We start from the raw sequence: 19,340 nt of genomic DNA, 5'->3' as shown, positions 1-19,340 counted from the left end.
GTCAGGTCTCCCGCACCGGGCCCGTCGGGTCGAGCACGGCGTCGACCACCTGCTCCGGCTCCAGGTCGTCGGTGGCCACCTCGATGGTCGCGACCTCCCGGTACAGCGGCAGGCGGGCGTCCAGCAGCGACTTGAACGTGGCGCGCGGGTTCACGCCGGCCAGCAGCGGCCGGGCGCTGGACATGCCGGTGCGCTTGACGCCCTCGGCCATGCCGACGTTGAGGAACACCACGGCGTGCCCGGCCAGGCGGGCCCGGGTGGTCGCCGACAGCACCGCGCCGCCGCCGAGCGCCAGCACGCCGTCGTGGGTGTCCAGGCCCGCGGCGACGGCTCGCTCCTCCAGCGCCCGGAACGCGGGCTCGCCGTCGTCGGTGAAGATGTCGGAGATCGGTTTGCCCGCCGTGGCCACCACGTCGTCGTCGGTGTCGCGGAAGGCGACGCCGAGGCGTTCGGCGAGCAGCTGCCCGACGGTCGTCTTGCCCGCCCCCGGAGGGCCGAGGACGACGAACTTCGGCGTCACAGCCCCTCCCAGCGGGCTTCCAGCGCCTCGACGTAGGAGGCGACGTTGCGCCTGGTCTCGGCGATCGAGTCGCCGCCGAACTTCTCCAGCGCCGCCTCGGCCAGCACCAGCGCCACCACCGACTCCAGCACCACGCCCGCGCGCGGCACCGCGCACACGTCCGAGCGCTGGTGGATCGCGACCGCGGGCTCGCCGGTGCGCACGTCCACCGTGGACAGCGCGCGGGGCACGGTGGAGATGGGCTTCATGGCGACGCGCACGCGCAGCGGCTCGCCGTTGGTGATGCCGCCCTCCAGGCCGCCCGCCCGGTTCGAGCGCCTGCTGACGCCCTTCGGCCCGGGGCCCCGGTCGATCTCGTCGTGCGCCTCGCTGCCCCAGCGCTCGGCGGTGGTGAAGCCGTCGCCGACCTCCACGCCCTTCATCGCCTGCACGCCCATCAGCGCGCCGGCCAGCCGCGCGTCGAGGCGGCGGTCCCAGTGCACGTGCGAGCCGAGGCCCGGCGGCAGGCCGTAGGCGATGACCTCGATCACGCCGCCGACCGTGTCACCCGCCTCCTTGACCGCCTCGACCTCGGCCACCATCGCCTCGGTGCCGCGCTCGTCGAACGCCCGGACCGGGCTGGCGTCGACGGCGTCCAGGTCGCCGGGACCGGGCACGGCCGAGTCGGCCGGGGTCTTGGCCTTGCCGATGGAGACGACGTGGCTGATCACGTCGACGTCGAAGACCTGCTTGAGGAAGTGCCGGGCGACCGTGCCGAGGGCGGTGCGGGCGGCGGTCTCGCGGGCGCTGGCGCGCTCCAGCACCGGGCGGGCCTCGTCGAAGCCGAACTTCTGCATGCCGGGCAGGTCGGCGTGACCGGGCCGGGGCCTGGTCAGCGCCTCGTTGCGGCCGGTCGGCTTCAGCTCGGACGGGTCGACCGGGTCCGCGGACATCACCTTCTGCCACTTGGGCCACTCGGTGTTGCCGATCCGGACCGCGATCGGGCCGCCCTGGGTGAGCCCGTGGCGGACGCCGCCCAGGATCTCCACCTCGTCGGCCTCGAACCCCATCCGCGGGCTCCGGCCGAAGCCGAGGCGGCGGCGCTCCAGTTGAGCGGTCAGGTCGGCAGTGGTGACCTCGACCCCGGCGACCATGCCTTCCAGCACGGCGACGAGGGCCGGTCCATGGGACTCCCCAGCGGTGATCCAGCGCAGCACGCGGCGAATCCTTTCACAGTGTTAATCCGGGCGGGGGCGTCCCGGCTCAAGACGTCGATCAGGTTCTCCGATGCGGGCGGTGGCGCGGCGGAACGCCGCGGTGAAGACGACGAGGAGCAGCAGCGCGGAACGCACGCTGACCAGTCGGGCGTCCGACCCGTCCGACCCGTCCGACCCGTCCGACCCCGTCGCGACGACCGGTCCGGCGACGCCGCCCGCCGCCGGGTCCGCGCCCGCCGCCGGGCGGCCCTCCCCTGCCGCAGGGCGACCAGGAGGGTCGCGAGGCCGATCAGCGCGCTGAGGACCGAGGCGATCTTGTCGGCGTTGTCGAGCCGGACCTCCACCCGACCCGGGCTGGCGGGACGCCCGCACGCCGCGCACGGGTCCGAACGGGGCTCGATCAGGGGCTCGATCAGGGGCCGTGCAGGCTCACCGCCCAGGTGGCGGCCAGCAGCCCCGGTCCGTGCGGCACGCCGCCCGATCGCCACCGGAGGCCCAGGGCCAGCGTGACCGCGCTCGCCAGCACGGCGGCAGCGGGCAGGGCGGTCCACGACACCGACGCCAGCACCGCGCCCAGCGGACCCGCCAGCTTCACGTCGCCCCCGCCCATCGCCGACGGCGAGAGCAGGCGCACCGCCAGGTGGCAGCCGCCGAACAGCAGGCAGCCCGCCGCCGCGCGCCACAGGTCCGCGCCGCCCAGCCACAACGCGACGCCGACCGCCGGGTAGGCGGGCAGCGTCAGCGCGTCCGGCAGGCGGCGGCAGCGGAGGTCCGTCACCACGAGCAGCACGCCGAGCCACGCCAGCAGCAGCGACACGGGCAGCAGGTGCGGTGGGGCCAACGCCCAGGCCGTGAACCACAACACCGCCGTCGGCGCGGCGCACCACAGCGGGTGCACGTCCGCGCCGCGCGGCAGGCGGCGGAGGAGGAGAGCGCCCAGGGCGCCGGCCAGGAATCCCGAGACGACCAACGAAATGACCATGTGACCAGGGTCGTCCCGACCTCGGCCCGGGGGCAACGACGGGAGCGGATGAATGGTCCATTCATCCGCTCCCGTCGTCACACGGGGATCACCGCTGCCAGGAGAACAGCGCGTCGCCCGCCGCGACCGGACCACCGGCCGGGTCCAGCAACGCCTCCGGCGTCGCGTCCAGCGCGATCACCGGGCAGATCGGCGCGAAACCGGCCGCCCGCACCTCCTCCGGGTCCCACGTCACCACGGGCTGCCCCGCGCGCACCGCCTCACCCTTGACCACGTGCAGCGCGAAGCCCTCGCCCTTGCGCTTCACCGTGTCGATCCCGAGGTGCACCAGCACCGCCGCGCCGTCCGAAGTGGCCACGACGAACGCGTGCGGGTGCAGCGTCACGACCGTCCCGTCCACCGGCGACACCACGTCCGCCCGACCGGGCTCCGGCTCGACCGCCACCCCCGGTCCGACCATGGCCTGCGCGAACACCGGGTCCGGCACCTCGGTCAGCGGCACCGCGCGACCGCCGACCGGACTGGTCACGCGCAGCGTCACAGCAGGTCCTCGATGTCGCTGGCGATCGTGTCGGCCTCGGGCCCGACGACCACCTGCACCACGTTGCCCGAGCGCATCACGCCGTGCGCGCCCAAGCCCTTCAGAGCCTTCTCGTCCACCAGGGAGCCGTCTTCCAGCTCACAGCGCAGGCGCGTGATGCACGGCTCGATCTCCACGATGTTGTCCGCGCCGCCGAGCGCGGCGAGGATCCGCTCCGCCTTGTCGTCCGCCACTTCAAGTCCTCTCTCGACACCTGGCCCTGAGGGTGCCACCGCTCGGGCACGGTCCCGTAACGGCGGTTGACACCCGGTTGGCGCGCGGAGCATCCTCCCCGCACCAACTGGTCTAGACCGGAAAGTACCAATCCCGGTTTGGAAGTGCGAGCACCGGGGAGGTGTCATGAACCGCGGCGGGATCGTCGACGGGCCGAAGCCCAAGCACGCCCAGCTCCGCGACATCCTGCGGCGGATGGCCGAGCAGGAGCTGCCGCCGGGCTCGCCGATCCCCTCGGAGCGCGACCTCGCCGAGCAGTACGGGGTGTCGCGCATCACGGTCCGCGCCGCCGTCGGCCAGCTCGTCACCGAGGGCCTGCTGACCAGGGCCAAGGGCCGGGGCACGTTCACCGCCCGCCGCCGCCTGGACGTCCAGCTCTACCTGGAGTCCTTCACCGACGACATGCGCCGGCGCGGCCTCACCCCGGCGACCGAGGTGCTGGCCTGCGCCGAGGAGGCGACGCCGCCGGAGGCCGCCGCCGCGCTCGGCCTGCCGCCGCACGAACCGGCGTGCCGGCTCGTCCGGCTGCGCCGCGCGGACGGCGTGCCGCTGGCCGTCGAACGGGGCTGGTACAGCCCGCGGATCGTGCCCGACCTCGACCGGCACGACCTCACGACCTCGCTCTACACCCTCATCGCCGACACCTACGGGGTCCAGCTCGACCACGCGGCCCAGACCGTGTGGGCCGAGGGCGCCGACCCCGAGACCGCGAAGCTGCTCGACGTCCGCGTCGGCAGCGCGCTCCTCGTCTTCCGCCGGGTCTCCAGCTCACGAGGCAGGCCCGTCGAGGACATGACGTCCTGGTACCGGGGCGATCTCTACCAGGTGACCATGAAATTGGACCGGACCGACCCGGAATCCGGACCGCACCACTGCGCCAAGGGAGGTACCCCATGAGCGCCAGCGCCCCACAGGCGACCGGCGGTCGTGAGATCAAGGGACTGGCCGGGCTGCAGCGATTCGGCCGCAGCCTCATGCTGCCGATCGCCGTGCTGCCCGCCGCGGCCCTGCTGCTGCGACTCGGCCAACCCGACATGCTCGGCGAGGAAGGTCTCGGCTGGAACGACGTCGCCGCGGTCATCGGCAACGCGGGCGACGCGCTGTTCGCCAACCTGCCGCTGCTGTTCGCGGTCGGCATCGCCGTCGGTTTCGCCCGGCGCGGCGACGGCTCCACGGGCCTGGCCGCGGTGGTCGGGTACGTGGTGCTGCAGGGCGTGTTCAAGGCGATGTCGCCGCTGGTGCTCGACCAGCCGGACGACCCGACGGCCAAGGCCAACCTGATCGACTACAAGGTGCTCGGCGGCATCGTCGTCGGCCTGCTCACCGCCGTGCTGTGGCAGCGGTACCACCGCACCAAGCTGCCCCCGTACCTGGCGTTCTTCGGCGGCCGGCGGTTCGTGCCGATCCTCGTCGCGGGCGTCATGCTGGTCGTCGGCGTGCTGATGGGCCTGGTCTACCCGGTGTTCGCGGCGGGCCTGAAGAACGTCGGTGAGGCCATCATGGGCAGCACCATCGTCGGCGCGGGCGTCTACGGCGTCGTCAACCGGCTGCTGATCCCGCTCGGCCTGCACCACATCCTCAACAACGTGGTGTGGTTCCAGTTCGGCGACTACGAGGGCAAGACCGGCGACATCCCGCGCTTCCTCGCGGGCGACCCCACCGCGGGCACGTTCCAGACCGGCTTCTTCCCGATCTTCATGTTCGCCCTCCCGGCGGCGGCGCTCGCCATCGTGCACACCGCCCGACCGGCGCAGCGGAAGATCATCGCGGGCATCATGGGCTCGGCGGCGCTGACCGCGATCATCACGGGTGTGACCGAACCGCTGGAGTTCGCGTTCATGTTCGTGGCGTGGCCGCTGTACGTGATCCACGCGGTGCTGACCGGCAGCTCGCTGGCGATCAGCAACGCCCTGGGCATCCACGACGGGTTCGGGTTCTCCGCCGGTCTGATCGACTACCTGCTGAACTTCAGCATCGCGACCAAGCCCCTGCTGATCCTGGTGCTGGGCGTGATCTACGCGGCGATCTACTACTTCCTGTTCCGCTTCGTGATCACCAAGTGGAACCTGCGGACGCCGGGCCGCGCGGAGGACGAGGACCCGGAGGCGGACGCGAGCGTGGCCGACGGCGACGAGAAGACCGCCAGGGCCACCCGGGCCGACAGGACCGGCAGGACCGAGAAGGAAGGCCGGTCGGACGCCACGGCGTCCTGACTCGGCGAGTCGAAGCACGAGAGGACGGATCATGCCTGAGCGACGGGTCACCGTGGCGAGCAAGGTCGGGCTGCACGCGCGGCCTGCCGCGCTCCTGGCGAAGGCGGCGGCCGGGCAACCGGTGCCGGTCACCATCCGCAAGGACGACGGCCAACCGGTCGAGGCGGCGAGCGTGCTGGGCCTGATGACGCTCGGCGCGATGCACGGCGACGAGGTCGTCCTGGCCGCGGAGGGCGACGGCGCGGACGCCGCTCTGGACGCCATCGCGGAGATCATCGGCACCGACCTCGACGGGGACTGATCCCCCTCGGCACGTCGACGGGCCCTGCTCGCACCCTCGCGCGAGCAGGGCCCGTCGTCGCGTCACGCCACAGGTCGCGCAACGACCGCTCGACCCCGGCCGCCCGCCACGAGATCGCCACGAGGTCCCCCGCACAGCATCGGGAAGCGGTGGTGACGAGCTCGCGGGTCGGTCCGGCGGCGCGGGTCCGGGACGTCGCGGAGCGGATCGCGGAAGGGCCTCGGTGATGGGAGCGGTTCAGGTGCGCGGCAGGAGACCGGCGCGGTCGAACACCTCGCGGTGGCCCCCGTCGATCAGCACGGCAGGGGCAGCACGTGGTCCGTCGCGGCACGCAGCGCGCGGCGCATGGCCTCGCGCGGCGCGGGCAGGCCGGTGAACTGCTCGGCTTGGCCGAACGCCTGGTGCAGGAGCATGTCGAGCCCGGTCGCGAGGTCGCGACCGCGCTCCCCCACCGCGCGCGCCAGCGGCGTCGGCCACGGGTGGTAGATGACGTCCAGCACGCACGGCGCCCCGGCCAGCGCCGTCGCGACCGGCTCGGTCGCCTCCGGCGGCACGGTGCTGACCAGCACGTCCGTCTCCGACGCCAGGGCGGTGAAGTCCGCGTCGTCCCAGGTCACCACGTCCAGCGCCAGCCCGAGCCGGGACGCGCACGACTCGGCCTCGGCGGCCCGGCTCACCGAGCGGACCACCAGGGACACCGACCGGACGCCGACCGACGCCAGCGCCACCAGGGCCGCCGTGGCGGTGCCGCCCGCGCCCAGCAGCACGGCGCGCGTGCCGGACGTGAAGCCGCAGACCGCCCGGAGCGCGCCCAGCACGCCGTCCACGTCGGTGTTGTCGGCCCGCCAGCCCCCGGCCGCCGGCACCAGGGTGTTCGCCGCGCCCACCTGGACGGCGCGCGGCGTCGCGGTGGCCGCCACCGCCAGCGCGGCCCGCTTGTTCGGCATCGTCACCGACAGCCCGGCCCACGACGGGTCCAGGCCGCCGACCAGGTCCGCCACCCCGTCCGCCTCGCACTCGACCCGCGAGTACGTCCAGTCGGCCAGGTCCAGGGCCGCGAACGCGGCGTTGTGCAGGACGGGTGACAACGAGTGGGCCACCGGTGAGCCGATGACCGCCGCACGGCGCGCCACGATCAGAAGACGCCTTCCTCACGGGCCTTGTCGGACACGACCAGGTGCTCCTCGTAGGTGTTCGTGAAGCACGACTTGCCGTCCTTCTGGCACTTCACGAAGTACATCCAGGGCCCCTCTTCGGGGTTGATCGCGGCGGCGATCGCCTTCTGGCCGGGCGAGCCGATCGGCGTGGGCGGCAACTCCTGGGTCTTGTACGTGTTGTACGGCCCGGACCGCTCGCGGTCCTCGTCGTCGGTGGTGATGTGCGGCCGGTCCAGCTTGTAGTTGACCGTGGAGTCCAGCTCCAGCCGCTGCGGCTTGGCGAGCCGGCTGTAGATCACCCGCGAGATCTTGCCGAAGTCGTCGGTGATGCCTTCCTTCTCGATCAGGGAGGCGATGACCAGCACCTCGTACGGCCGGAACCCGGTCGAGCCGGTGTTCGCCGGGATGCCGTAGCTCTGCAGCCTCGTCAGGGACGTCGCGAGCACGCTCTTGAGCACTTCGACCGCGTCCGCGCCCGGCTTGACGTGGTACAGGCCGGGCATGATGAGCCCTTCGAGCCGGTTCTCCCTCGGCGCGGCGGTGACGTCGGTCAGCGCCCACTCCGGGATGCCCAGCGCGGCCGGGTCGGCGTTGTCGGCCGCGTCCCGCAGCTGCTGGGGCGTGACGCACTGCTTCGCGCCGTCCAGCTCGACGCACGACGCGTCGGACAGCAGCGACAGGATGCCCTTGGTGGTGCTGCCGTCCAGCGCGGTGAGGTCGTGCAGCACGTAGCCGCCCTTGACCTCCAGCGGCACGATCTTGGTGGCCTTGTCCACCATCCGCGTCACCGCGGCCGCACCGGACATCCTGGTCTTCATCAGGTAGAAGCCGGGCTGGATCGCGGTGACCCGGTTGTCGGTCGCGCCCGCCTCGGTGAACGCGCGGGCGCTGGCCACCACGCCCTGGTCCTTGAGCGAGTTCGCGATCACGGAGACCGAGTCGCCGTCCTTGACCTCGACCACCACGTCGGCCTCGCCGGCGCCCGCGAAGTCGTCGTACGAGCCGATGCCGCTCAGCGTGCGGTACCCGTAGTACGCGCCCGCACCACCGCCGACCAGCACCAGCGCCACGACGACCCACAGGATCGTCCGCTTGCGCCTGCGCTTGGCCCGCCGGGCCGCGGCGTCGCTCTTGGCACGCGCGCGGTCTTCCTGGCGCGTGTCTGGATCGGTGAACAACCCGAGGTCGTCGTTCACGAGCCGTCCTTAGCTCCGGGGGCCCGTTCCGCTGCGGACCGGGCCACTTGTGCCGCGCGCGCGTCCAGCCAGGTCTGCAGGATCTCGACCGCGGCAGCCTGGTCCACGACGGCGCGTTGCTTCTTGCCACGCACCCCCCGCTCGGCGAGCACCCGGCTCGCCGTGACGGTGGTCAGCCGCTCGTCGGTGAGCCGCACCGGAACCGGTGCGACGCGCTCGGCCAAGGCCGCAGCGTACGCCGAGGCGGTCTCCGCCGCCGGCCCGTGCTTCCCGGCCAGCGTGCGCGGCAGGCCGACGACGACCTCCACCACCTCGTGCTCGGCGACCAGACCGGCCAGGTCCAGCAGGTCCCGGCCGGCCTTCGCGTCACGCGCCAGGGTGACCAGCGGCGTCGCCAGGAACGCGCCCGGGTCGCTCAGCGCGACCCCGACCCGCACCGCGCCGACGTCGACCCCCAGCCTGCGCCCGAGGCCGGGGTCGTCGACGCCGGGGCGGTCAGCGCTGCTCAACGGCGCGGTCCACCTCGGCGCGCAGGGCGGCGATGGCGTCGCCGACACCGCCCGGGTTCGTGCCGCCGCCCTGGGCGAGGTCCGGCTTGCCGCCGCCGCGACCGCCGACGGCCGGGGCGAAGGCGGGCACCAGCTTGCCGGCGGCCAGCCCCAGGTCGCGGGCGGCGGACGTGGTGGCCACCACGAAGCTGACCTTGTCGCCGTCCGGGGCGAACAGGCCGACCACGCCCGGCCTGGCGCCGAGCCGGTTGCGCACCTCGCCCGCGATGGTCCGCAGGTCGCCGCCGGACGTGCCCTCGGGCAGGGCCAGGGCGACCAGCGACACGCCGCGCACGTCCAGGGCCTCGTCGGCCAGCGAGCCGGCGTTGGCGAGGAGCTGGGCGGCCTTGACCTTCTCCAGCTCCTTCTCGGCCACCCGCAGCCGCTCCACCAGGGCCTCGACCCGGGCGGGCACCTCGGCGTCGGGCACCTTGAGCAGGGCGGCGACGTTCTGCACCAGGGCCCGCTCCTGGGCCAGGTACTTGAAGGCCTCGATGCCGACGTAGGCCTCCAGCCGGCGGACGCCGGAACCCACGGACGACTCGCCGATCACCGTGATCGGGCCGATCTGGGACGAGTGCTCGACGTGCGTGCCACCGCACAGCTCGCGCGACCACGGCCCGCCGATCTCGACCACGCGCACGGTCTCGTCGTAGGTCTCGCCGAACAGGGCGACCGCGCCCATCTCCTGGGCGCCGCCCATGTCGGTGTAGACGACCTGGACCGGGAGGTCCTTGCGCACGGCCAGGTTGGAGACCTCTTCGATCTCGCTGCGGGCCTGCTCGGACAGGCCGCCGGTCCAGGCGAAGTCCAGCCGCAGGTAGCCCGGCTTGTTGTACGAACCGCTCTGCAGGGCCGACGGGCCGAGCACCTGGCGCAGGGCGGCGTGCACGACGTGCGTGCCCGAGTGGCCCTGGCGGGCGCCGACGCGCCACTCCGGGTCCACCCTGGCCTCGACGTGCTCGCCCTCGGCGATCTCGCCGCTGAGCACCCGCACCTGGTGCACCCACAGCTTGCGGGCCACCTTCTGGACGTCCACGACCTCCAGCTCGGCGCCGCCGGAGACGATCACGCCGGCGTCGCTCTCCTGGCCGCCGGACTCGGCGTACAGCGGCGTCCGGTCGAGCACGACCTCGACGATGTCGCCTTCCTTGGCCGAGCGGACCCGCTTGCCGCCGCTGACGATGCCGCGCAGGGTGGCCTCGCTGGCCAGCTCGGTGTAGCCGGTGAACTCGGTGGCGCCGAGCTCCAGCAGCTCCCGGTACACGGTCTGGTCGCCGTGGCCGGTCTTCTTGCCGGCGGCGTCGGCCTTGGCGCGGGCGCGCTGCTCGGCCATCAGCTTGCGGAAGCCGTCCTCGTCCACGGTGAGGCCGGCCTCGGCGGCCATCTCCAGGGTGAGGTCGAGGGGGAAGCCGTAGGTGTCGTGCAGCTGGAAGGCCTTGTCACCGGGCAGGGTGGCCCGGCCGTCGGCCTTGACCTGGCCGGCGGCGGTCTCGAAGATCCGCGACCCGGCGTCCAGCGTGCGCAGGAACGTGTCCTCCTCGGCCTTGAGGACCTGCTCGATCCGGGCGAAGCCGGACACCAGCTCGGGGTAGGACGGGCCCATGGCGTCCCGGACGACCTCGGCGAATCGCACCAGCACCGGCTCGGTCACGCCGAGCAGGCGGGCCGACCGGACGATCCGGCGCAGCAGCCGGCGCAGCACGTAGCCGCGGGCCTCGTTGCCGGGCGTGACGCCGTCGCCGACCAGCAGCACGCCGCTGCGGGCGTGGTCGGCGATGACCCGGAAGCGCACGTCGTCGGTCTCGTCGGCGCCGTACCGCCGGCCGGACAGCTCCTCGGCCTTGGTGATCACGGTCCGGACCAGGTCGGTCTCGTAGACGTTGTCGACGTCCTGGAGCAGCATGGCGACGCGCTCGACGCCCATGCCGGTGTCGATGTTCTTGTCCGGCAGCTCGCCGAGGATCGGGTAGTCCCTCTTGGCGCCGCCCGCGCCGCGGACGTTCTGCATGAAGACCAGGTTCCAGATCTCCAGGTACCGGTCCTCGTCGACGACCGGGCCACCCTCCTCCCCGAAGGCGGCGCCGCGGTCGTAGTAGATCTCCGAGCACGGTCCGCACGGGCCGGGCACGCCCATCGACCAGTAGTTGTCCTCGATGTCGCGGCGCTGGATGCGCTCCGGCGGCAGCCCGGCGACCTTCTGCCACAGGTCGGCGGCCTCGTCGTCGTCCAGGTAGGCGGTCACCCAGATGCGCTCGGGGTCCAGGCCGTAGCCGCCGTCGGCGACCGGCTTGGTGACCAGTTCCCAGGCCAGCCGGATGGCGTCTTCCTTGAAGTAGTCGCCGAACGAGAAGTTGCCGGCCATCTGGAAGAACGTGTTGTGCCGGGTGGTCTTGCCGACCTCGTCGATGTCCGGGGTGCGCACGCACTTCTGGATGCTCGTCATCCGCGGGGCGGGCGGCGGGGCCTCGCCGAGGAAGTACGGCTTGAACGGCACCATGCCGGCGTTGACGAACAGCAGGTTCGGGTCGTCCAGCAGGAGCGAGGCGCTGGGCACGTACTTGTGGCCGGCGTTCTCGAAGTGCTCGCGGAAGCGCTTGATGATCTCGTGGGTCTGCACGGGTCTCGTCCTTCGGGAGGGTGGGGCCGCCGTCGGCGGGGCCGACGGGCGGGCAAGGGCGCGGCGAGGCGAACGAACGGCCTACCTGGCGTCGTTCGCCCGGCGCGCTCGCCGACCCGGCGTGAAGCCCGTCTGGCGTTCCACGTCGTCCTGCAGCTCCTGCTCGCGCTCCGACATCCCGGCGCGCACCTCGGCGCCGAAGGAGCCGATGGCGCCCGCCAGCTCGCGCAGTCCCTGGCCGACGTTCTCGCCGATGCCGGCGGGCGTGGCGGCGTGCGCGGCCTGGCCGGCCTTGCGGGTGGCGAACACGCCGGCGGCGATGCCGACCCCGAACCAGAACAGCCGCCTCATCGCTTGCCCCTGCGCCGCGTGTGCTTGCTGGGGAGCTCCTTGGCGGCGCGCCGGGCGCGGACGGCCTTGCTCAGGCCGTAGGACAGCGCGGCGGCCTTGACCAGCGGCCCGCCGAGGGTGGCGGTGAACAGCGAGGTGAGCGCGGAGACGTTGCCGGTGACCGCGCGGGCGTTGGCGGTGATCCCGTCCACCCGCTCCAGCTGCGTGTTCACGTGCGTGATCGTCGTGTTCGCGCCGGTGAAGATCGGGTCGCTGTTCTGGTGCGCCTTGCGAATGGCGATCGTGGCCTCGTCCAGCGTGCGGCCCAGCTTGATCAACGGGATCGCCAGCAGGATCACAAGCAGCACGAACGCGCCGGCAGCGACCAGCGCGGCGATCTGCCCTGGCGACACGGAACCCTCCTGGGGGATTGCACGGTTCGAGGTGGTGGCCAAGGTTACCGCGACCGCGCCGGCGACTCCGAACGAGATCGGGGTGAGGTTGTGCCACGTGGTGGGACGATCGGCCAAGACCCCCCATTTGGCGTTAATTGGATCGTGGTCGTGGCAGCTAGCGTTGGTCGCGCAGTGATCGTCACACCACGGATCGTCACCCAGGGGCTTGACACCACGACACCGAATAGATGAGGTAAGGCTAGCCTTAGTCGATCGTCGGAGGTGCCGTGTTCGCCGTCAGTCCCTCCGGGCGACCGATCCCCCCGGGCAGGCCCGCGGACGTGCTCGACCGCGCGCGGCGGTTGCTCGGCGACCTGCCCGAGCGGGGCATCGGGGCCGACGCCGCGCTGGCCCGCCTCACCACCGTGCTGGCCGAGGCCGGTGTCGACCTGTCCGACCCGTTCGCCGCCGCCCACCTGCAACCGCCGCCGCTGGCCGTCGCGGTCGCGGCGGACGCCCTGGCCGGCGCGTCCAACGCCTCGCTGGACACCTACGACTCCGGACCGGCCGCCATCGCGGTCGAGCGGTGGGTGGTGGCGGCGCTCGCCCGGCTGGCCGGGTTCGACGCCGACGCCGACGGCGTGTTCACCCCCGGTGGCACGGTGTCGAACCTGACCGCGCTGCTGCTGGCCAGGGACGCGGCGGCGGCCAGGCTCGGCCTGGACGTGCGGTCCGACGGCGTCGCCGCGCTGCCCGACCCGGTGGTGTTCTGCTCCGAGCTGGCGCACTTCTCGGTGGCGCGGGCGTGCGCGGTGCTGGGCATCGGCGAGCACGCGGTGCGGCCGGTGTCGGTCGACTCGCACCGGCGGATGCGGCCCGAGGCGCTGGCGTCGATGCTGCGGGCGGGCGGCACGCCGGTGGCGGTGGTCGCGACCGCGGGGACCACCGACTTCGGCTCGGTCGACCCGCTGCCGGAACTGGCCGAGCTGGCCCGCGAGCACGGCACGTGGCTGCACGTCGACGCCGCCTACGGGTTCGGCGCGGTGTTCTCGGCGAAGCTCGCCGGGCTGGTGGACGGGCTCGCGCTGGCCGACTCGGTGACCGCCGACCTGCACAAGATCGGCTGGCAGCCCGCGGCGGCGAGCGTGCTGCTGGTGCGCTCGGCGTCGTCGTTCGCGCCGCTGGAGCGGTCGGTGGCCTACCTCAACCCCGAGGACGACCGGGCCGAGGGCTACGACGGCGCGCTGGGCCGCTCGTTGCAGACCACGCGCCGCCCGGACGCGGTGAAGGTGGCCGCGACGCTGCTCGCGCTGGGCCGCGCGGGCCTGGGCGAGCTGGTGGACCGGTGCCACGAGCTGGCCGGGCACGCCGCCGCGCTGATCGCCGCCGACCCGGCGTTCGAGCTGGTCGGCGGTGCGACGTTGACCACGGTGGTGTTCCGGTACCGGCCCGCCGACCGGTCGCTGGCCGACGTGGTGAACGCGCGGCTGCGGCGGGCGCTGCTGCGCGCGGGCTCGGCGTTGATCGGTCGGACCGAGGTGGACAAGGTCACGTGCCTGAAGCTGACCCTGCTCAACCCGAACGCCCGCGAGGCGGACCTGGCCGCGCTGCTGGCGCTGGTCCGCGAGGCCGGGTCGGTCGCCGAACGACTGGTGGAAGGAGCGGCATGAAAGCGGATCCGCTGGAGGGCGACCCACGGGCGACCGCCGAGCACGCGCACTTGGAGGCGTTGCTGCGCTGCTGGGTGCGGGAGCGGGGCGTGCCGGTGACCGACCGGGTGCGGATCGACGTGCTCGGGCTGCCGCTGGAGGCGGAGGTGCGGTACGCCTCGCCGACCGGGCGGCACCGGTTCGGGGCGGTGACGTTGGCGGGCAGACCGGCGGACCCGGTGGTGGCGGTGGCGCTGGTGGGTGCGGAGCTGACCTCCGGCGGTGGCAGCGGCGCGGGCGCGGGCGGCGGGCAGGTCGGCGGCGGCGCGGGCAGCAGCGACGGCGCGGGCGGCGTGGGTGGTGGGCAGGTCGCGGACCTGGTGGAGCGCACGGCCGAGTCGGTGCGCCGGGTGGCCGACTTCGTGGCCTACCGGCGGCAGCGCCCGGTCGGGCCGGCGGACCGGTTCCTGGACAGCGAGCAGCGGCTGATGCTCGGCCACCTGCACCACCCCGCGCCGAAGAGCCGGGACGGCCTGTCGGACGCCGACAACGCCCGCTACGCCCCCGAGCTGCGCGGCTCGTTCCCGCTGTTCTGGTTCTCGGCGGCCGAGGAGGTCGTCTCGCACGGCTCGGTGTCCGGCCCGGACGCGGTGGCGCTGATGGCCGAGCTGGCCGGTCGCAGCCCGGAGCGGGGACGGGTGCTGGTGCCCGCGCACCCGTGGCAGGCGCACGACCTGCTCGACCGGCCGCGGATCGCGTCGTTGATCTCCCGCGGCCTGCTGGAACCGCTCGGCGAGTTCGGGCCGGCCTGGTCGCCGACGTCGAGCCTGCGCACCGTGTACCGGACCGGCGCGCCGGTGATGCTGAAGCTGTCGCTGGGCCTGCGGATCACCAACTCGCGGCGCGAGTCGACGGCCACCGAGCTGCGCCGCGGCTCCGAGGTCCACCTGCTGCTCGAATCCGGCTACGCCGCCGGCACCGAGAAGGCGCACCCCGAGTTCAGCGTCGTGCGCGACCCGGCGTGGCTCGCGGTGGACGAGGGCGGCGAGGTCACCGGGCTGGACGTGGCCGTGCGCGAGTCGCCGCCGGACATCGGCGACTCGCGGTGCCTGGCCGGGATGGTCGCGCCACGCCCCGGCATCGGCCGCACGCTGCTCGGCGAGCTGGTGCTGCGGCTGGACGCCGCGCGGTGGGTCGCCGACTACACCGACCGGGTGCTGGTGCCGATGCTGCGGCTGTACGCCGAGACCGGCATCGGGCTGGAGGCGCACCAGCAGAACACGCTGGTGCGGCTGGACCCGGCCGGCCGGGTGGTCGGCGGGCGGTACCGGGACAACCAGGGCTACTACCTGGCGGCGTCGCACCTGCCGCGCGTGCTGGAGCGGTTGGGCGTCGAGGAGTCCACACTGGCCGTCGTGGACGACGCGGTGGTGGACGACCGGCTCACCTACTACCTGCTGCGCAACCAGGCGCTGGCGGTGATCGGCTGCCTGGGCGTCGAGGGGTTGGCCGACGAGCGGGACCTGCTCGGCGTGATGGCGTCCCGGCTGGAGGCGGCGCTGCCCGCGCTGGCCGAGGCCGGTCCGGACGGCGACCGGCTGGCCCGGCGCTGGCTGGAGGCGGACGCGCTGCCGTGCAAGGCGAACCTGCTGACCAGGCTGGAGGGCATCGACGAGGTGCTGGCGCCGCTGGACGCGCAGTCGGTGTACTTCGACGCGCCCAACCCGTTGCGGGAGGGCAGGTGCGCCCGGTGACCCACCTCGACGCCTACCGGCCGACCGACGACCTGTCCGCCGTGCCGGGTCCGCCGCTGCCGGTGCTCACCGGCGGCTGGCACGCCCGCGCCGTCGACCCCGACACCCGCGACCTGGACCTGGTGCACCGCTGGATGCAGGCGCCGCACGTGGCCGCGTTCTGGCACCAGGCGTGGCCGCGCGAGCGGTGGGAGCGGGAGCTGCGCCACCAGCTGTCCGGCCTGCACTCGCTGCCGGTGCTGGTCAGCCAGGGCGAGGACCCGGTGATGTACCTGGAGGTGTACCGGGCGGCCCGGGACGTGGTCGCGCGGGTGTACCCGGCCCGGCCGCACGACCTCGGGCTGCACGTCGCCGTCGGCGAGCTCGGCATGACCGACCGCGGCCTGGTGCGCGGGCTGCTGCCGGTGCTCACCTCCGCCCTGTTCGACGCCGACCCGCGGTGCACGCGGGTGCTGCTGGAGCCCGACGTGCGCAACCGGCGGGCCATCGCCTCGTTCACCGCGGGCGGGTTCGCGCCGGTCGGCGAGGTGCTGCTGCCGGACAAGGTCGCCGTGCTCATGGTGCGCACCCGATGACGTCGCACGACGTGGTGGCCATCGGGTGCGGGCCGTTCAACCTCGGGCTGGCCGCGCTGGCGTCCACCGTGGACGACCTGGACGCGGTCGTGCTGGAGGCGCGGCCGGAGCTGCGCTGGCACAGCGGGATGATGTTCGGCGACGCGCTGCTGCAGGTCAGCTTCCTGGCCGACCTGGTGACGCTGGTCGACCCGACGCACCCGCTGTCGTTCCTGGCCTACCTGCGCGACGCCGACCGGCTGTACCCGTTCTACGTGCGGGAGAGGTTCCACCCGACCCGGCGCGAGTACGAGGACTACCTGCGGTGGGCGGCGTCCCGGCTGCCGGTGCGGTTCTCGCACGACGTGACGTCGGTGCGGTGGGCGGGCGACCGGTTCGAGGTGTCCGGGGCGGGCTTCTCCCTGCGGGCGCGGCACCTCGTGCTCGGCGTCGGGACCACGCCGTCGGTGCCGCCCGCGCTGGCGGGGCTCGGCGACCGGCTCGTGCACAGCTCCGACTACCTGCACCGGCCGCCCACCGCCGATCGGGTCACGGTGGTCGGGTCCGGGCAGTCCGGGGCGGAGATCGTGCTGGACCTGCTGCGGCGCAACCTGGACGGCGGGCCCGCGGTGGCGTGGCTGACCCGCACGCCGGTGTTCGCGCCGCTGGACTACACCAAGCTGGTGCTGGAGATGACCACGCCGTCGTACGTGCGGCACTTCCACTCGCTGCCGCAGGACCGGCGGGACGCGTTGCGCGCCGAGCACTGGCGGCACTACCGGGCGATCTCGGCGGAGACGCTGGAGGAGCTGCACGACCTGCTGTACCGGCGGGAGTGGGAGCACGCGCCGGCGCCGGTCGAGCTGCGGCCGGGAGTGTCGGTCGAGTCGTCCGCCGTCGAGTCCGGGGAGGTCGTGCTGACCTGCCGGCACCGGGACACCGGGCGGGTGTTCCGGCACCGCACCGACCTCGTCGTCGCGGCCACCGGGTACGCGCAGGCGCCGACGCCGTTCCTCGCGCCGCTGGAACCGCTGGTGCGCCGCGACCCGCGGGGCCGGTACGTCGTCGCGCTCGACCACTCGATCGCGCTGGACCCGTCGGTCACCGGCCGGGTGTTCGTGGCCAACGCCGACCTGCACAGCCACGGCGTGGCCGCGCCCGACCTGGGCATCGGGGCGGTGCGCAACGCCACCATCGTCAACGCGGTGACCGGTCGCGAGGTCTACCCGCTGCCGAAGCGCACCGCGTACACCAGCTTCAGCGTCCCGGGGGACGACGGGCAGCCAGAAGACGGGCAACCGGGAGACGACGGGCAACCGGGGGACGACGGTGACTGACCTGTGGCGCGAGTGCTCGGCGGCGTTGCTGGCCAAGGCGATCGGCGAACTGTGCTTCGAGGGGCTGCTCACCCCGACCGGCGGTTACGAGCTGCGGTTCGACGACGCCGTGTACGCGTTCTCGGCGACGCGGACGGCGTTCGGCGGGTGGGCGGTGGAGCCGGGGTCGGTGCGCCGGGCGGCGGCGGGCGTCCTCGGTGACGACGTGGTCGAGCCGTGCGACGACGTGCAGCGGTTCGTGGTGGACGCGTTCCGGTTCCTGCGGATCGACCCGGCCACCACGGCGGGCTTCCTGGCCGAGGTGACCGCCACCCTGGCCGCCGACGTGGCGCTGGCGTCGACCGCGCGACCGGCGGTGGAGCTGGCGGCGTTGCCGCAGGCCGAGCTGGACGGGCACCTGACCGGGCACCCGTGGCTGATCGCGAACAAGGGGCGGGTCGGGTTCTCGGCGGACGACCTGGCGCGGCACGCCCCGGAGGCGCGCACGCCCGTGCGGCTGCCGTGGCTGGCCGTGCACCGGGGGTTGGCGGAGTTCCGGGGCACGTCGTCGCTGTCCGAGTCGTCGGTGCGGTCGCACGAGCTGGGCCCGGAGGTGGTCGAGCGGTTCACCGAGGCGTTGCAGGAGGCCGGGGCCGACCCGGAAGCCTACGTGTGGCTGCCGGTGCACCCCTGGCAGCTGGACCACGTGGTGCGCACCCTGTGGGCGCCGGAGCTGGCCACCGGTCGGATCGTGGAGCTGGGCGAGGGGCCGGACTGGTACCTGCCGACCCAGGCGATCCGCACCATGTCCAACGTGGACTCCTCGCGGCGGTACCAGGTGAAGCTGCCGCTGCGGGTGCTGAACACGTCGGTGTACCGGGGCATCCCGCCGCACTGCACCGTCGCCGCGCCGGTCGTGACGCAGTGGCTGGCGGGGCTGTGGCGGTCGGACGAGCTCATCGGCGGGTGGGGGACGCAGCTGCTGGGCGAGGTCGCTTCGGTGACCGTCCGGCACCCGCAGCTGTCGCGGGCCGGCGAGGTGCCGTACCAGTGGCTGGAGACCATGGGGTGCATCTGGCGCGAGCCGGTGGTGCTGAAGGCCGGTGAGCGCTCCTGGTCGTTGGCGGCGCTGCTGCACGTGGACCGCGCCGGCCGGCCGCTGGTGGCGGAGTACATCGGGTCGACCGACCCGGCGGCGTGGTTCGCGGCGCTGCTGCGGGTCCTCTTCCGGCCGTTGCTGCACGTGCTGTACACGTACGGCATCACGTTCAACCCGCACGGGGAGAACGTCGTGGTGATCACGGGCGCGGACGGCGTGCCGACCCGCGTCGCCCTGCTCGACCTGGTGGACGACGTGAACGTGTCGGTGGACCACGTCCCGGCGCGCGGCCCGGAACCGGACGACCACGACCGCGTGCTGCCGCGCAAACCGTGGCGCGTGCTGCGGCAGTACGTGGTGGACGCCCTGCTCGTCGGCGTCTTCCGCCCGCTGTCGGCCCTGCTGCCCCTCGACCAGGACCGCTTCTGGGGCCTGGTGCGCGGCGAGGTCGACGCCTACCGCAACCGCTTCCCCGCCCTGGCGGCCCGGATGGACGAGGGCTCCCTGACCACCCCCGACCTGCTGCGCTACCCGCTGAACAGCTACCGGATCACCTCGGGCTACCGCGACCTGACCACCCGCCCCCCGGTGCCGACGACGGGCACCCTGCCCAACCCCCTGCACACCGCCACGCCGATCCTGCCGACCGACGGCTGGTAACCCTTTCCGGGACGACGGCGATTCCCCGTGGTGATG

General features: G+C 73.6%; 19 protein-coding genes. 8 read left to right on the top strand and 11 right to left on the bottom strand.

The annotated features are described in order from the left end of the window. Nucleotide 1: 1 nt before the first annotated feature. From AB0F89_RS18150 to AB0F89_RS18130, 5 genes are all read right to left on the bottom strand, one after another. Entirely contained in the window at nucleotides 2-520 is a 519-nt protein-coding gene (locus tag AB0F89_RS18150) for a shikimate kinase (RefSeq protein WP_367137693.1), read from the bottom strand. Next, nucleotides 517-1,716 (bottom strand): chorismate synthase, encoded by a 1,200-nt coding sequence (gene aroC, locus AB0F89_RS18145; protein ID WP_367137691.1) that lies wholly within the window; start codon nucleotides 1,714-1,716, stop codon nucleotides 517-519. The genes AB0F89_RS18150 and aroC overlap by 4 nt, the downstream gene beginning before the upstream one ends. A gap of 412 nt (nucleotides 1,717-2,128) precedes the next feature. Continuing rightward, the gene (locus AB0F89_RS18140) at nucleotides 2,129-2,698 is read right to left on the bottom strand and encodes a prepilin peptidase (RefSeq protein WP_367137689.1); all 570 of its coding nucleotides are present in this window, start codon (nucleotides 2,696-2,698) and stop codon (nucleotides 2,129-2,131) included. An 88-nt stretch (nucleotides 2,699-2,786) separates the two neighbouring features. Then, on the bottom strand, nucleotides 2,787-3,239 hold the full coding sequence (locus AB0F89_RS18135; protein WP_367137687.1) for a PTS glucose transporter subunit IIA: 453 nt from the start codon (nucleotides 3,237-3,239) through the stop codon (nucleotides 2,787-2,789). After that, on the bottom strand, nucleotides 3,236-3,472 hold the full coding sequence (locus AB0F89_RS18130) for a glucose PTS transporter subunit EIIB (protein WP_053721653.1): 237 nt from the start codon (nucleotides 3,470-3,472) through the stop codon (nucleotides 3,236-3,238). The genes AB0F89_RS18135 and AB0F89_RS18130 overlap by 4 nt, the downstream gene beginning before the upstream one ends. A 166-nt stretch (nucleotides 3,473-3,638) precedes the next feature. Here AB0F89_RS18130 and AB0F89_RS18125 point away from each other — a divergent pair, with 166 nt between their 5' ends. From AB0F89_RS18125 to AB0F89_RS18115, 3 genes are read left to right on the top strand one after another with little or no spacing between them, the layout of a single operon-like run. Then, the gene (locus AB0F89_RS18125; protein ID WP_367137685.1) at nucleotides 3,639-4,409 is read left to right on the top strand and encodes a GntR family transcriptional regulator; all 771 of its coding nucleotides are present in this window, start codon (nucleotides 3,639-3,641) and stop codon (nucleotides 4,407-4,409) included. After that, nucleotides 4,406-5,725 (top strand): PTS transporter subunit EIIC, encoded by a 1,320-nt coding sequence (locus AB0F89_RS18120; protein WP_367137682.1) that lies wholly within the window; start codon nucleotides 4,406-4,408, stop codon nucleotides 5,723-5,725. The genes AB0F89_RS18125 and AB0F89_RS18120 overlap by 4 nt, the downstream gene beginning before the upstream one ends. A gap of 31 nt (nucleotides 5,726-5,756) precedes the next feature. Continuing rightward, nucleotides 5,757-6,026, top strand: a complete 270-nt coding sequence (locus AB0F89_RS18115) for an HPr family phosphocarrier protein (RefSeq protein WP_367137680.1) — start codon at nucleotides 5,757-5,759, stop codon at nucleotides 6,024-6,026. 293 nt (nucleotides 6,027-6,319) lie between these two features. Here the strand turns inward: AB0F89_RS18115 and AB0F89_RS18110 are convergent, their stop codons facing one another. The 6 genes from AB0F89_RS18110 to AB0F89_RS18085 form a co-directional block, all read right to left on the bottom strand. Next, on the bottom strand, nucleotides 6,320-7,162 hold the full coding sequence (locus AB0F89_RS18110; RefSeq protein ID WP_367138912.1) for a shikimate dehydrogenase: 843 nt from the start codon (nucleotides 7,160-7,162) through the stop codon (nucleotides 6,320-6,322). Beyond that, nucleotides 7,162-8,379 carry an endolytic transglycosylase MltG gene (mltG, locus tag AB0F89_RS18105; RefSeq protein WP_367137678.1) on the bottom strand — a complete coding sequence of 406 codons (1,218 nt, stop codon included), beginning with the start codon at nucleotides 8,377-8,379 and terminating at the stop codon, nucleotides 7,162-7,164. The genes AB0F89_RS18110 and mltG overlap by 1 nt, the downstream gene beginning before the upstream one ends. Further along, nucleotides 8,376-8,888 carry a Holliday junction resolvase RuvX gene (gene ruvX, locus AB0F89_RS18100; protein ID WP_367137676.1) on the bottom strand — a complete coding sequence of 171 codons (513 nt, stop codon included), beginning with the start codon at nucleotides 8,886-8,888 and terminating at the stop codon, nucleotides 8,376-8,378. Before ruvX ends, mltG begins: the two co-directional genes overlap by 4 nt. Continuing rightward, nucleotides 8,875-11,547 (bottom strand): alanine--tRNA ligase, encoded by a 2,673-nt coding sequence (alaS, locus tag AB0F89_RS18095; RefSeq protein ID WP_367137674.1) that lies wholly within the window; start codon nucleotides 11,545-11,547, stop codon nucleotides 8,875-8,877. Before alaS ends, ruvX begins: the two co-directional genes overlap by 14 nt. Before the next feature lie 81 nt (nucleotides 11,548-11,628). Continuing rightward, nucleotides 11,629-11,898 carry a hypothetical protein gene (locus AB0F89_RS18090; RefSeq protein ID WP_367137672.1) on the bottom strand — a complete coding sequence of 90 codons (270 nt, stop codon included), beginning with the start codon at nucleotides 11,896-11,898 and terminating at the stop codon, nucleotides 11,629-11,631. Beyond that, complete coding sequence (locus AB0F89_RS18085) at nucleotides 11,895-12,290, bottom strand: DUF948 domain-containing protein (RefSeq protein WP_367137670.1); 396 nt, start codon at nucleotides 12,288-12,290, stop codon at nucleotides 11,895-11,897. Before AB0F89_RS18085 ends, AB0F89_RS18090 begins: the two co-directional genes overlap by 4 nt. A gap of 269 nt (nucleotides 12,291-12,559) precedes the next feature. Here AB0F89_RS18085 and AB0F89_RS18080 point away from each other — a divergent pair, with 269 nt between their 5' ends. From AB0F89_RS18080 to AB0F89_RS18060, 5 genes are read left to right on the top strand one after another with little or no spacing between them, the layout of a single operon-like run. Next, nucleotides 12,560-13,942, top strand: coding sequence for an aspartate aminotransferase family protein (locus AB0F89_RS18080; RefSeq protein ID WP_367137668.1), 1,383 nt, complete (start codon nucleotides 12,560-12,562; stop codon nucleotides 13,940-13,942). After that, entirely contained in the window at nucleotides 13,939-15,675 is a 1,737-nt protein-coding gene (locus AB0F89_RS18075) for an IucA/IucC family siderophore biosynthesis protein (RefSeq protein WP_367137667.1), read from the top strand. The genes AB0F89_RS18080 and AB0F89_RS18075 overlap by 4 nt, the downstream gene beginning before the upstream one ends. Next, the gene (locus tag AB0F89_RS18070; protein ID WP_367137666.1) at nucleotides 15,672-16,250 is read left to right on the top strand and encodes a GNAT family N-acetyltransferase; all 579 of its coding nucleotides are present in this window, start codon (nucleotides 15,672-15,674) and stop codon (nucleotides 16,248-16,250) included. The genes AB0F89_RS18075 and AB0F89_RS18070 overlap by 4 nt, the downstream gene beginning before the upstream one ends. After that, a complete protein-coding gene (locus tag AB0F89_RS18065) occupies nucleotides 16,247-17,566 on the top strand; it encodes a lysine N(6)-hydroxylase/L-ornithine N(5)-oxygenase family protein (protein WP_367137665.1) in 1,320 nt (439 codons plus the stop codon). The genes AB0F89_RS18070 and AB0F89_RS18065 overlap by 4 nt, the downstream gene beginning before the upstream one ends. Then, the gene (locus AB0F89_RS18060; protein WP_367137663.1) at nucleotides 17,559-19,304 is read left to right on the top strand and encodes an IucA/IucC family siderophore biosynthesis protein; all 1,746 of its coding nucleotides are present in this window, start codon (nucleotides 17,559-17,561) and stop codon (nucleotides 19,302-19,304) included. The genes AB0F89_RS18065 and AB0F89_RS18060 overlap by 8 nt, the downstream gene beginning before the upstream one ends. Nucleotides 19,305-19,340: the final 36 nt, after the last annotated feature.

The organism is Saccharothrix sp. HUAS TT1 (assembly GCF_040744945.1).
Taxonomy (GTDB): Bacteria; Actinomycetota; Actinomycetes; order Mycobacteriales; family Pseudonocardiaceae; genus Actinosynnema.
Note: the sequence above shows the minus strand (reverse complement) of the source record. Positions and strands in the feature narration are given on the sequence as shown.